This window comes from Bradyrhizobium sp. USDA 4501, assembly GCF_054062115.1.
Genome location: NZ_JBSSEX010000001.1, coordinates 3,176,622 through 3,188,952, shown reverse-complemented (window position 1 = coordinate 3,188,952; position 12,331 = coordinate 3,176,622). Strand labels below are relative to the sequence as shown.

Annotated in this window: 11 protein-coding genes and 4 pseudogenes; 8 read left to right on the top strand and 7 right to left on the bottom strand. The window is 59.1% G+C overall.

Annotation, left to right across the window (positions count from 1 at the left end; genetic code table 11):
* Positions 1-59: 59 nt before the first annotated feature.
* The 3 genes from ACVWZM_RS14700 to ACVWZM_RS14690 are packed head-to-tail and all read right to left on the bottom strand — an operon-like array spanning position 60 to position 1,520.
* Positions 60-521: a hypothetical protein gene (locus ACVWZM_RS14700; protein WP_456853707.1), complete on the bottom strand. Its 462-nt coding sequence runs from the start codon at positions 519-521 to the stop codon at positions 60-62.
* A 29-nt stretch (positions 522-550) separates the two neighbouring features.
* A complete protein-coding gene (locus ACVWZM_RS14695) occupies positions 551-973 on the bottom strand; it encodes a hypothetical protein (RefSeq protein WP_456853705.1) in 423 nt (140 codons plus the stop codon).
* A 46-nt stretch (positions 974-1,019) separates the two neighbouring features.
* Complete coding sequence (locus ACVWZM_RS14690) at positions 1,020-1,520, bottom strand: hypothetical protein (RefSeq protein ID WP_456853703.1); 501 nt, start codon at positions 1,518-1,520, stop codon at positions 1,020-1,022.
* 11 nt (positions 1,521-1,531) lie between these two features.
* On the opposite strand from ACVWZM_RS14690, the gene tnpA reads away from it, so the two are divergent.
* Genes tnpA through ACVWZM_RS14670 form a run of 4 tightly spaced genes read left to right on the top strand, consistent with a single transcriptional unit; the run spans position 1,532 to position 4,517 of the window.
* The gene (gene tnpA / locus ACVWZM_RS14685) at positions 1,532-1,954 is read left to right on the top strand and encodes an IS66-like element accessory protein TnpA (protein WP_247280258.1); all 423 of its coding nucleotides are present in this window, start codon (positions 1,532-1,534) and stop codon (positions 1,952-1,954) included.
* Positions 1,948-2,301 carry an IS66 family insertion sequence element accessory protein TnpB gene (tnpB, locus tag ACVWZM_RS14680; RefSeq protein ID WP_091878593.1) on the top strand — a complete coding sequence of 118 codons (354 nt, stop codon included), beginning with the start codon at positions 1,948-1,950 and terminating at the stop codon, positions 2,299-2,301. Before tnpA ends, tnpB begins: the two co-directional genes overlap by 7 nt.
* Positions 2,302-2,352: 51 nt before the next feature.
* The gene (tnpC, locus tag ACVWZM_RS14675; protein ID WP_253625024.1) at positions 2,353-3,918 is read left to right on the top strand and encodes an IS66 family transposase; all 1,566 of its coding nucleotides are present in this window, start codon (positions 2,353-2,355) and stop codon (positions 3,916-3,918) included.
* Positions 3,915-4,517 carry a plasmid pRiA4b ORF-3 family protein gene (locus tag ACVWZM_RS14670; RefSeq protein ID WP_253589677.1) on the top strand — a complete coding sequence of 201 codons (603 nt, stop codon included), beginning with the start codon at positions 3,915-3,917 and terminating at the stop codon, positions 4,515-4,517. The genes tnpC and ACVWZM_RS14670 overlap by 4 nt, the downstream gene beginning before the upstream one ends.
* Positions 4,518-4,520: 3 nt before the next feature.
* Here the strand turns inward: ACVWZM_RS14670 and ACVWZM_RS14665 are convergent, their stop codons facing one another.
* From ACVWZM_RS14665 to ACVWZM_RS14655, 3 genes and pseudogenes are all read right to left on the bottom strand, one after another.
* The gene (locus ACVWZM_RS14665) at positions 4,521-5,099 is read right to left on the bottom strand and encodes a hypothetical protein (RefSeq protein ID WP_456853701.1); all 579 of its coding nucleotides are present in this window, start codon (positions 5,097-5,099) and stop codon (positions 4,521-4,523) included.
* Between the two features lie 405 nt (positions 5,100-5,504).
* A complete protein-coding gene (locus ACVWZM_RS14660) occupies positions 5,505-5,777 on the bottom strand; it encodes a hypothetical protein (RefSeq protein WP_456737474.1) in 273 nt (90 codons plus the stop codon).
* A gap of 138 nt (positions 5,778-5,915) precedes the next feature.
* Positions 5,916-6,049 (bottom strand): annotated as a pseudogene (locus tag ACVWZM_RS14655) (DDE-type integrase/transposase/recombinase); the annotation flags it as partial.
* A gap of 19 nt (positions 6,050-6,068) precedes the next feature.
* Between ACVWZM_RS14655 and ACVWZM_RS14650 the strand changes: the two are divergent.
* Together ACVWZM_RS14650 and ACVWZM_RS14645 are read left to right on the top strand one after the other, a co-directional pair.
* Positions 6,069-6,461: pseudogene (locus ACVWZM_RS14650) on the top strand (hypothetical protein); the annotation flags it as partial.
* 97 nt (positions 6,462-6,558) lie between these two features.
* Positions 6,559-6,861, top strand: a complete 303-nt coding sequence (locus ACVWZM_RS14645) for an H-type lectin domain-containing protein (RefSeq protein ID WP_167358264.1) — start codon at positions 6,559-6,561, stop codon at positions 6,859-6,861.
* Between the two features lie 877 nt (positions 6,862-7,738).
* Here the strand turns inward: ACVWZM_RS14645 and ACVWZM_RS14640 are convergent.
* Positions 7,739-7,900 (bottom strand): CopG family ribbon-helix-helix protein, encoded by a 162-nt coding sequence (locus tag ACVWZM_RS14640; RefSeq protein ID WP_456853699.1) that lies wholly within the window; start codon positions 7,898-7,900, stop codon positions 7,739-7,741.
* 338 nt (positions 7,901-8,238) lie between these two features.
* Between ACVWZM_RS14640 and ACVWZM_RS14635 the strand changes: the two are divergent.
* Together ACVWZM_RS14635 and ACVWZM_RS14630 are read left to right on the top strand one after the other, a co-directional pair.
* A pseudogene (locus tag ACVWZM_RS14635) lies at positions 8,239-10,969 on the top strand (TrlF family AAA-like ATPase).
* A 413-nt stretch (positions 10,970-11,382) separates the two neighbouring features.
* Positions 11,383-11,559: pseudogene (locus tag ACVWZM_RS14630) on the top strand (IS5/IS1182 family transposase); the annotation flags it as partial.
* Between the last annotated feature and the right edge of the window lie 772 nt (positions 11,560-12,331).

Genomic DNA, 12,331 nt, shown 5'->3' with positions numbered 1-12,331 from the left:
TCTTTATAGCCAGCGCGAAACGTTGACTTCCCTCGGCGCCTTGAAACCCTACCACGAGGTCACGGCCCAATTAGCCCGACGTTTAACCGGACGAACACGTCATCAATCGCATGCGCAAGCGCATAGTCGTTTAAAGGGCTGGCATCGTCCTCGCCCGCAAAGTGCAAACCCACGGCTCTGCTTGTAGACTGTTCCACCCACAACGAGCCGGAGTCGCCTTCCAAGCTGAGGGCAGTCGCCGGCGTGGCCTTATCCGGTACCAATCGGAATCCCTGCATCCATTCCGGCCCGTCTCCGAAACCTGTGTAGTCGATCCTATAGGTGCCGGCTACGCCATCAACCAGCGCCTGCGAGATGCCCGATACTGCACCGCTCTTGATCAGCGACATTCCTAGAGCGGGCGCGACCGTGGCCGTTGGCACGACCGCGGTTCCGAACAATTGCTCGCTCAGATCCATGTGGTCGGCGAGCCGTCCGAGGGCAGCATCGAACTGCTCCGACAGGCGGAGCCACCGTTCCAAGTTCGCCACCTCATTAGGGGGGCTGCTGCCTAGGTCCATCGGCCCTGGCTGGTTAATCGGATCCCCGCCGATGCTTCGGGCCCGCCGCAAAGCACGTGCCAATTGCTCAAGAGATAGCGTTCTTGAGTCGTGAGGTCGCGAACTATGGCTCCTAGTGTACCTGTGCTCCGCTGCTTGAGATTGTCCACACTGAGACCCGGCTGGACGAGACGCTGGGGCGCGCGCGGAGTTCCGGCGTGAGGGCTGTAGCCGATCTCCAGGACATCGAGGTCGATGCCATCGATCTTATTCGGCAGTCTCTGGTCGATGGGCAGACGTGAGAGACGCTGTTTCCGGTTCATATGAAATCGAACCGACATCCGGTCGGTACGCTTCCCGTCCTTGAAGGCGAACCCGTAGTCGACCCCGCAGACGCCATCCAGCGACCGAGCCATCCGCTTGGCCTTGCTCAATGCCGTCGCAGCACGAGAAGATGGCGAGCGCACCATTGGCCGACGATCACTGCGAGTTGAATGGCACCGACCAAAGAAAGTCCGTTCGCAATCGTCCGGCGGCGTACGCGGGATCGTTCTGAAGATCGGGCTTGCCGCGAAAGATTGGAAGGAACACTCGTCCCCCTTGGCCCTGCCAGTCAGGCCGCCAAGCGGATCGGTTGTGACAGTTCATACAGTTGCTCACGGTGCCGTTGCCCGATCCCCCATCCGGAAAACCCGCCTCAAGCCACGGATTGAAGGCGATATGCGGCTTTCCGTCCGGCTCGCGCGGCAGGTCCAAGTCGTAGGTCGCGCTCATGAGGAAATTGCGCCAGACCCCGACAACCTTGGCAGGCCGGTCGGCGGCGAAAGGGCCATCGTCGGGTCGGTCGTGCCACCAGAGAGTCGCCCAAACCCAGTCGTCGATCTCTTTGGTAGTCAGATGGGAAGTAAGCGTGGCGTTGAGGCCCTTGAGAATTTTTGTACTCAGTCCTGAGAGGACCGCTAGAAGAGTCATCTTCTGCAAGGGTGCTCACAATGGACGACCATTCGGACGACATAAGACGACCGTTGTCACCGCGTATCGAAGTGTACGCAGGCGCAGGTCGAAAGCGCTGGCCGGACGATTTGAAGGCACAGATTGCCGCGGAAAGCCTTGAGCCGGGGGCGATTGTCACAGATGTCGCGCGTCGCCATGGGTGCCGGCCCCAACAGGTGCACGACTGGCGGCGCCGGGCGCGTTTGGGCCAGTTGGTGCTGCCGGCTTCGGCGGACACGCTGTCGTTCGTGCCGGTGGTATCGGAATCGGCGCTACCGGCGGCCGCAGAGCCCACCGGGTCGCCGGAAGCAGCCGTTGTGACGGTTGAACTCCAGGGGGCACGCGTGGAGGTGCGAGGGACGCCTGGCCTTGCTGTGTTGAGTGATGTGTTCTTGGCGCTTCGACGGACACGTTCATGCTGACGCCGCCCGCGAGCCTCATGATTTACGTGGCGACGCAACCTGTGGACTTCAGAAAAGGTGCGGAGGGCTTGGCGCTGTTGGCGAAGGAGACGCTGGGCCATGACCCGATGAAGGGCGTGGCGGTGGTGTTCCGTGCGAAGCGCGCCGATCGGGTGAAGATTGTCGTCTGGGATGGCAGCGGCCTTGTGATGTATTGGAAGCGGCTCGATGGCAGCGGCTTCAAATGGCCTCCTATCGTGGCCGGCGTGATGCGGATGAATGCCGCCCAGCTGTCCGCGCTTCTGGCCGGCATGGATTGGACGCGGATGCACGCGCCTCGGATCCTGCAGCCGAAAGCGCTTGCGTAGGACATAAAATCTTCGCTGCATCGAGGCGCGAAGCATGGCAGACTCGGGCCCGTGAGTGATTTGCCTGATGAGCTGCCGAGCGATCCCGCCGAGTTGCGTGCCTTTGCCGCGGCTCTGCTGGATCGCTGCGCCAGGCTCGAGCGGTTGCTCAAGCTTGCGAAGGATGCGCAGTTCGGTCGGTCCTCGGAAAAGCTGGACGCTGATCAGCTACAGCTTGTTCTGGAGGACATCGAAGAGGCCGTCGCGGCTCTCGAAGCAGCTGAGGATCGCGCCAATCCCAGAGCCCGCGAGAAGAGAACTGCCAAGCGCAGAGCCAACCGTGGTCAGCTTCCGGAGCATTTGCCACGCATTGTCGAAACGCTGATGCCGGCTGCAACCTGCTGCCCGTGCTGCAAAGGCGATCTCGTTGAGATTGGTCACGATGAGAGCCAGAGGCTCGACGTCGTTCCGGTGCAATACAGGGTGATCGTCACCCGCCGGCCCAAGCTTGCCTGCCGCGCCTGTCATGGCGTCGTCCTCCAGCACGCTGCGCCCGAGCGATTGATCAAGGGGGGACTGCCCACCGAGCGTCTCGTCGCGCATGTAATTGACGCCAAGTATCATTGGCATTTGCCGCTCTATCGTCAGGCGCAGATGCTGGCGACCCACGGTATCGCCATCGACCGTTCCACGCTCGCCTTTTGGGTCGGCTACGCCGCCCAGGAATTGAAGCCCTTGTGGCATCGTCTGCGCCAGCTTCTGCTCGCCTCTTCGAAGCTCTGTGTCGATGAGACCCCGGCGCCGGTGCTGGATCCAGGGCGCGGCAGGACCAAAACCGGCTACTTCTGGGCGCTGTCACGCGATGACAGGCCCTGGGCCGGACCTGATCCACCTGGCGTGGTTTACGCCTATGCACCGGGCCGTGGGGCCGTTCATGGCTTGAGGCTGCTCGAGGGCTATCGCGGCATCATCCACTGCGACGGCTATCAGGCTTACAAGACCATGACCCGAGAGACGCGTGCGGACGCCCTGTCCGGGACGCTCGCCTTCTGCTGGTCGCATCTGCGGCGCCAGTTTGTGAAGATCGAGCGGGAGGCTGCGCCGGCGCCAGCTCCGGTTGCCCGCGAGGCCCTTGAGCGCATCGCCCTGCTTTACGCGGTCGAGAAGGCACTCCGCGGCCGATCTGCGGACGAGCGCCGCGCGGGGCGACAAGCGCATGCCCGGCCTCTGGCTACAGCCTTGAAGCAGTGGTTTGAGGCCAAGCTTGCTCACCTTGCGCAGAAGAGCGACACGGCGAAGGCCCTGCGTTACGCGCTGCGTCATTGGGACGGCCTAACGTTCTACCTTGATGACGGGCGCATCGAGATGGACACCAATGCGGTCGAGCGAGCGATGCGGCCAATCAAGCTCAATGCCAAGAACTCCCTTTTTGCCGGTTGCGACGAAGGTGCCGAGAATTGGGCATTGCTGGCTTCGCTCATTGAGACCTGTAAGCTCAATGGCGTCAGTGCCGAGCACTGGCTCGCTGACGTTCTCGCCAAGCTCGTCAATGGTTGGCCTGCGGCGCGACTGGACGAACTGCTTCCCTGGGCGTCGACCTATACGATGCATACACACGATCCGAGGCTGGCGGCATGAGCCTGAACACGACCGCGGTCCGGATCAAGGTGACCCTCAAGGATGTGAAGCCGGAGGTGATGCGTCGCCTTGTCGTACCCGTCACCCTGCGCCTTGATCGGCTGCATCTGACGCTTCAGGCGGCGTTTGGCTGGACGAACAGCCATCTCTTCGAGTTCCTGGCCGGCGAAGGACGTTGGGGTATACCTGATCCCGATGGAGATTTTGGCCCTCAGCCCATCGATGCCCGCAAGACGCGGCTCTCTAATATCGTTCAGGAGACCGGCGCGAAGACGATCCATTATCTCTACGACTTCGGCGACAGCTGGGATCACGTGATCAAGCTTGAAAAGTGGTTCGACAACACGACAACGGAGGGACTTCCGTTCTTGCTCGAGGCCGCCGGCCGTTGTCCTCCGGAAGATGTCGGCGGTGCGCCAGGCTATGCTGAATACCTCGACGCCATCAGCGACCCCACCCATCCGGAGCACGAACATATGCGCCTCTGGGGCCCGGAGCAGTTCGATCCCAACGTCGTCGACCGGAAGGCGCTTGAGGCCGCTGTCAATGCGTTGTCCGACATATGGAAGCCGCGCCGGCGCACCACGCGCTCAAAATAGACGTCAAGCGCCAATCAAATGGGCCTCAGAGCTACGCTTACGATGGGAAGCCACCAGAACCACGTAGTCGCCTTCCTGCAACGGTCGGCCGAGCGCAAGCTCCGCGGCTCGGGCCAACCGATCGTTCGCCATCGCGTTCTGGGCCGTCTGTGCGTCGAGCTTGACCGCATGGAACGCGTCAATGCCGACTAAATGCGAATTGGGAAACTGCTTGCCTAGAAAGAATACCGACCGGGTCGCGTTGGGAGGAACGTTGGTCTGGTTCGGGTCGACCGCAACGACGCGCGCCCAAGTCGTGAACGGGTTACCAGCGGGACGGGGCGGATTGCTCTCAGGATCCCAGATGGGCAATGCAGTGACCTGGTCCCGAGCAATCGGCCACCACACCGTCTTCAGCGAGATAGCCTCAGACGGAAAAGCTGGAATTATGCGATTGCCGGGAACGACCGAATCCGGCGCACCGTTTGCTCGTAGCGCGTCAAGCTCGACGGTGAGATAGAGCCGATTTGTGCGTACGTGCTTGTAGCCCGCGTAGTTGTAGAGCACCTCCGACAGTAGAGCAGTCCCCGCAGCTTGCGGCAAGGTTCACCGGGGATGACCGACAACTGGGCGGGCTGCTTGAAACGCCGCACGATGCGTCGTGGTCCCACCGCCTGCGGCTCGGGACCGACCTTAAAGACCTCATCTTCCGAGAACCATGTTTCGAAGATCGGGTACTTCCCATCCGGCGTCGTCTGGGTCATGCCCGCAAATACGTTCCAGACGTGGAGGCGCTGCGCAGGAACGTTTGCCGATGTCCGATATTGCTCGAGTGTCTGCTTCTTTGCGGGATAATCGAAACCTGGCGGTATATCGAAGTAACCGACCGGCGGCTGTTGAGCTACCGCCGCCAATGATCCGCATAAAATTGAACAGGTGACGAAACAAACAATCGATCGCAGCTTCTGCATGAAAGCTCCTCGAGAAAATCGGCGCACCGGGCCCAGCTCAGGGCTGATAGCGGCCGTCGATCCAACTCTGGAACAGTGCAATCTTCTCCGCCGACCAGGGGCCGTCCCCACCCCTCGCAGGAGGTGGCGGCATCACCGGCCCGCCCTGCGCCTTCAGTCTGCGAAGAATCCGATCAGCATTTGTCTTGACGTCGCCGTACTTGGAAAGATCACAGAGCCACATCATGTGATTGATGTCCGTCTGCGTAAACAGTGGTCTGATGTCGGTGGCAAATCCTATCAGCGGATTGCCATTTTCGGCGCCAGACATTTCTATGCTCCGGCCAGCTTCGCTAAACTGGCTTATCGTTTGCCACAATCGACTAGCATTTTACACTACGTGATCTAGTAGGCAGTGTCGCGGAGACATTGGCTCCGACGAAGGGATTCGTGATACCAGAGGTCACGGGGCCTGGTCGAGTGTGGCCGTGACGTAGGCGAAAGCCATCGTTGGACCAAGCCGCCAGGCCACGATGTAGCGTGAGGGGCATCAAGCACGGTCGACAAATAGTACCAGCCCCATCCCGTGATCTTGAATGGAGTAAGAAGCGCTTAGGCGCTTCTTACTCCATTCAAGATGGCGCGGGGCTTCGTCTATTCGGCCGTGGTGCTGGACTGGGACACCCGCCGGGTTCTGTCGTGGCGGCTATCGGTCACCATGGAGGTGGCGTTCGCGCCCACTGGAAGCCTTGGAGGGGCACGGCAAGCCCGAGATCTTCAACATCGACCATGGCTCCCAGTTCACCGGGCGCGACGTTCACCCCTCGACTTTTACAATGGCCGACGTCCACACTCGAGCCTTGACGGCGGCGCACCGGATCAAGCCTACTTCACCTCGCTGCCACTCTGCACGGCAGCCTACCCCCGGCAGAGGCTCCACTTATCGACGCGGAGATTCTGTTCAGACAACCGGGACCAGCTCTGCTGGACCCATCGACGCTACCAGACTTGGTAGGTTATTTGTTCGCTCTCCTCAGGTACGATGACTCGAGTGGACAGCCGCCCTTGCGATGGGCGACTGTCCGCATCACCGATCCACGGAGGAAGTCATCATGGAGACCATCGCTGGCATCGCGACGCTTGGGAGCTCGGCCGCCGGAAGCCTCGTCCCGGAGGGCGGCACGAAGGGCACCTACAAATACACAGTGACCTTCGGGACGCCGTTCCCGAAAGCCCCTGTCGTCGTCGCGACACCGCTGCAAGGCACCAACTACACGGGGAACATCGCCGACACGTTCGGGATCGCCGTCACAGCCGTCACAGAGAAAGGCTTCACCGTGAACGTCAACCGCCTCGATGCGCTCAACGGCGGGTGGGACCAGAACCTCCGCCTCCAGTACATCGCGTCCCTATAAGACCAAGGCGCGTGGAGACGGTAGATCCGTTCGGATCTGCCGTTTTTGCTAAATATCAAGGACCGCTCGGTCTCGGATTTGCCATTCGCGCAACCGAATTTATGGGAAGTCCGAGACTTCAATTCAATACATGCGCAATCGGCTCGCCACATGCGGCAAGCTCTTGAAGAGAAGCGTTCCCTGGCTACCAGGGGCCGGAGAGCAGCCAGTCACTTATTTTATGCGAACCACTTTAGAACGGTTTGACGGCAGAGTAACATGGCCCACTCAAGTATTGAGGAGGTCTGCTATGAAGCTCCTTAATCGTCTCGTTCTTTGGGCAGGTTCAATTAGCGTTTCTGCGGCCTTGCAATCACGGGCCAATGTAATGCGCAGTACTATCAAATAACACCAAGGACCTTGGTCTATCCGTACTATCAGGGGGCCAACGCAATTTATCGACATTATCGGCCCTATGATATAAACTCACCTACGTTCTTCCGACGTAACCTTCCTCCTCCAAGTTGGAGTTACTATTCGCGATCGAGTGGCGGAATTTTCGTAAGACCTAGAAACTGCTACGGCCCATACTGCTAACGGTGATTAGTTCCACCATCCACTTTTCTTTTCAATTGAAAATTCTCCAAGCAAAAATACGACCGTGATCCCAAGATAAAGGAGCCAACTGATCTGATCGCGTGTGAATATCGGATCCCTTGCCGCCGTCCAAAAGAGCAGAAGCAGGGTCAACGCGTATGCTATGTGGAAGGGATATCTACGGAGCAACTGCTGTTGTAGGTGCGGTCGATGTAAGCAGAAAATCCAGATGATGAGCAATGCAAGTTGGACACACAGTGATGCGATCGCCATAGCTTAATTATGCTGTTTCGCAGGCATCTTAGCCAGCCGAACGTGTGAACGTGTCCGTTCTGAAGTACCAGCGTAGCGCTTCGCGCATAAGCTCGGATCGAGTGCGGCGCTCCACCTTCCGCACTTGCTCGAGCTCTTCCAGCATCTCGGGTGGCAAAGAAACCGAGAATATTGACGTGGTACGGGACATAAGTCGGAATCTAGCGGTCGCGCCTCTCTGATGCTCGATTGGCGATTTTGCCAAATCGGCAAAACACGACACAGCTGCGAGCTATCTTGCGTGTTGTACTAAGTACGAACAAGTAACACTCGGCTGGGATTTGTCGACGACGTTCGAAGAGGTTGGTGTCAACCGGAGAGTGATATGCCTTGTCAACACTGCTCACAGTAAATCTGGAGGGGCCGTCTATCTTGCGGCCGGTTCGAAATCCGTGAACCGGTCGTTGACGTAGCAGGCGGGCCCCGGAATTTGGACCACTTCTAATTGAAGATTGGTTTAGGTCTGTCGGCGGGAGTAATATGCATTGCATGCACAGCTCTATGGGCGATTCGCCCGATCCCCAACTCGCAGGCCTCATGGGTCACGGCGCGGTACCAGAGGGTATTCGCAATGCCGTAGCTAAGCCGTCAGGCGCGCGCTTTTTCAAGTGCGCACTCCAGGTCAACCCGTTCGCCTATACCACGCGCCACGCAAAGAAATCCGCGTTCAAGACCGAGCAAGAATACAACGACGCGATCGTCAAAGCGTGCCTCAAGGAAGGGATCGAGGTCGTCGGCATCACCGACCACTTCCGGATCGCGACCTCGCAAACGCTCGCCGCCGCCCTCGCCGCCGCTGGGGTCCACGTCTTTCTTGGCTTCGAGGCGAGCTCCAGCGAAGGCGTGCATCTGCTTTGTCTGTTTCCTGGCTCTACCAGCCACAGCGAATTGGAACGGACGATCGGCGCTTGCGGTGTGACGGATCTCACAGCCGAGTCGCCGCAGTCGGACAAGACGTGCGAATACCTTCTGCAGGAAATCCCCAAGAGGGGCGGGATCACGGTCGCCGCCCACGCGTGCAGTCCCTCTGGCCTGCTGACGACGTTGAAAGGTCAGCCCCGAGTACGCGTGTGGGCCAACCCCGATCTTCTCGCAATCGCATTGCCTGGCCCGCGTGGCGACGCGCCAGAGAATTGTCGCGACATCATCGCTAACAAGGACTCGGCGCACGCGCGGCCTCGCATTGTGGCCGCCATCAACGCCAATGATGTGAGCGACCCGGCTGCGCTCTCTGATCCGAGCACGACCACCTGGATCAAGATGGTTGTTCCCTCGATCGAGGGACTGCGCCAAGCGTTTCTTGATTGCGATTCCCGCATCCGCCTCAACAGCGACCCGGCTCCGACGCCGCATACCGAGCTGATCGCTGTGTTCTGGGCGGGCGGATTGCTCGACGGTCAATCTCTCCGGTTCAACGAATCTCTCAATGCCCTGATCGGCGGCCGAGGGGCGGGAAAATCCACCCTCATCGAAAGCTTGCGGTATGCATTCGAGCTTGCGCCCAAGGGCGACGAAGCAAAACGTTTGCATGACAGCATCATCAAAAGCGCGCTAGGGCAGGGCACGACGATCTCGGTTTTGCTACGCTCACCGCGCCCGTCGCCTCAATACTACTTAGTCGAGCGCATCTATGGCAGCAAGGCCCGCGTCCGCGACCAAAGCGGTGAGCTCTTGCAGAACGTTAAGCCTCAGTCCGTCCTCGGAAATCTTGAGGTCTACGGTCAGCACGAAATTTCTGAACTGACTAGATTCCCCGAGAAGCTCGCCCAGTTGCTGCGTCGATTTACGGAACCGTCCACGGACAAGTCGGGTGCCAAGGCCGGTCTGCGCGAGGAGCTGGAGCGCTCACGAGCGGCAATCACGACAGAGGAAACAGAGGTCGGTCGCATCGAGGAGGCACTTGCGGCGCTGCCGACGCTCAAGGAGCATCTCAAGCGATTTGCGGCTGCCGGTCTCGATGAGAAGCTTAAGGACAAGACCCAGATCGACAAGGAAAGTAGACTGTTCGAAACCGCCCTGGAAATGGTCGCGGACGCTGGAAATCTCGCCGCCGACGTTCTCGCCGACGGGACGGCGGATGGACCGATTGTTGGGGAAGATGCCAAGGAGCTTCCCAACGGCGCGATCGTCGCGAAGCTGGATAAGGTCCAGAAGGAACTACTTCAGAAGATCGCTGCCGCAGGCAAGACCATCGAGGCCGCCGTAAAGGACGCAACCAAGGCCGCTGAGGCGATCAAGACTGAATGGACGCCGAAACAAACGGTGGCAAACGAGCTCTATCAGAAGACGCTCAAGCAATTGAAGGCGGAGGGGCACGACGCCGACAAGTTCGTTCAATACAAGAATCAAGTCGAGCGCCTGAAGCCGAAGGAGGTCGAACTCAAGGCGCGCAATAAGGCCCTGACGGGACTGCAAAAGGTTAGACGCGAGTTGCTGGCCAAGTGGGACGCCGCAAAGGCAGAAGATTATCGTGAGCTTCAGAAGGCGGCCCGCAAGGTCTCAAAACACCTGAAAGATCGCGTGCGCGTCAGCGTACGTCCAAGCGCGGCGCTCGACCAGGTGGAGACGGTGATTCGCAAACATTGCTCAGGGAATTTCACTCAACCGCTTGAGCGGCTCCGCGCAAACAGCGACTTGAGCTTAACTGATCTCGGGTCGGCAGTCGCCGAAGGACCCGCTGCGCTTGTTAGCAAATACGGGTTCTCACAGAACGCTGCCGAGCGGATGGCGCAAGGAGGCTCGGCGCTCGCTCTGGAGATTGAGGAGTGTGAAGTGCCGGCCGAAGCTGCGCTGGAACTGAACGTCGGCAATGAGAAGGTTCAAACCTGGAAAGAACTTGCCCAGCTCTCGACTGGTCAGGAGGGCGACAGCCGTGCTCCTTCTCCTTCTCCTTGAATCTGATGCGCCGTTGATAGTCGATCAACCGGAAGACGATCTCGACAACCGGTTCATTGCGGATTGTATCGTTCTGACCATGCGAGACGAGAAGAAAAAGCGGCAATTCATCTTCTCGACGCACAACGCTAATATTCCGGTTCTCGGAGACGCCGAGCAGATTGCTGGCCTGACACCCGTGGTGGAGGGCGGCATCGAGCACGCGACGATCCCTGACCATCTATGCGGATCGATCGACACTCCCGCCATCAAGGAAATGATCAAAGATCTACTGGAGGGCGGCCAGGAAGCGTTCGAGTTCCGAAAGCGGAAGTACGGCTTCTAGCCAATCGCGCGTGGGTGCCCGATGCTAGTTCGCTTTGCCGCGGTGCAGGACCTCCCTGTAGTGAAACAGGAACGATAAAAAGAGATAGTAGTGGCGAGCAGCGCCGAATCCCTTCGCGCACTACCCCCTATCCGCACCGTCGTGAGAGCCGCGAGCAGTGCGTATATGGATGGCGCATTGAATCACGGCCAGCCCGTGCTGAGAACCGCACGAGCGCGCGGCATTCTGACTCAGGTAAGCAGACCTTCCCCTGCTTTTCGGGGCGGCCCCATCCCGGTTGTCGGCCGATCGAAAGAGCAGTCATGCGAAGGCCGCAGCATCAAAACTTCTCTTAAAGGCCGACTGGAAATTAAGGTTGGGTGATTTCAGCAGGTTGTGATTCTTCGAGGCGTTCGAAGCCATCGGAGAAGCAGATGACCTGGACCGAAATCACCCACTGTCAGCATGACAGATGGGAGCTCCGCTGTGCAAGCGATTGCAGGGATGCGGAATGGGCCTTAATCGAGCTGTTGATGCCAGGGCCGAGCAAGGTCGGGCGACCGCGCAAGACCTGCATGCGATCGGTATGGGATGCGATCCAGTACATCGCAGGGCTCCTTCTTTGATCTCTGCGCCGTATCCGTGAACCAGCCCGTTGTCGTTGGCGATCTCGTGTATCGTATACTCGATTTCAGTTGGTTCATCGGGCGTGAGGTCAAGTGCCGCGACAATCGCCCTCGGCTTCCTCGCGGTCGTCTCGCGGACCCTGTTCGCGACGCGAGTTTGTAAGTTGGTCGGCGATGACGCCATGCTGGAAGCGATCATGAATCCGCTGCTTGCCGGACGCGAAGCGCTGATGCGGGAGTACGCCCGAGCGAGGGTGCCAGGACTTCGAAGCATCGCTGTTCGGCCATGTGCGAGGCGGTCGCTGTAAACGGCAGCCATCATCTACCTGTGCATCTTGAGTTACCTTCGATTGCCTCGGCCTGACTGGCATTGACATTTGGTCAATTCCGTTTCGAAGAAGCTCACATCCCATTTCATTGAAGGACTATAAGCCAAAGAGGTGGCTCAACAGAGCCTCTAAATGGCCAAAGGCATCTCCCCGATTACGGCTTCAACTGCCTCATGGGGCACTTGCCCGCTTGACTCGATTCTCCCTCCACCTATGATCTATCTGGAGTTGCGAAGGGTGGCAGATACACCTTCCCAAGTCTCTGCCGGTGTTTGTCGCGCAAGTCGATGATCCCCGACACCGGACTTAGGAAGGAGGTCTTTGATGAACGTAGATCGAGTGGGCCAACAAGTGGTGACGATGGCAAAACGATTCGGTAGAGCAAGCAGAGATATTGTTTTCTCTGATGGGGTCGGCCGGGTCCTATT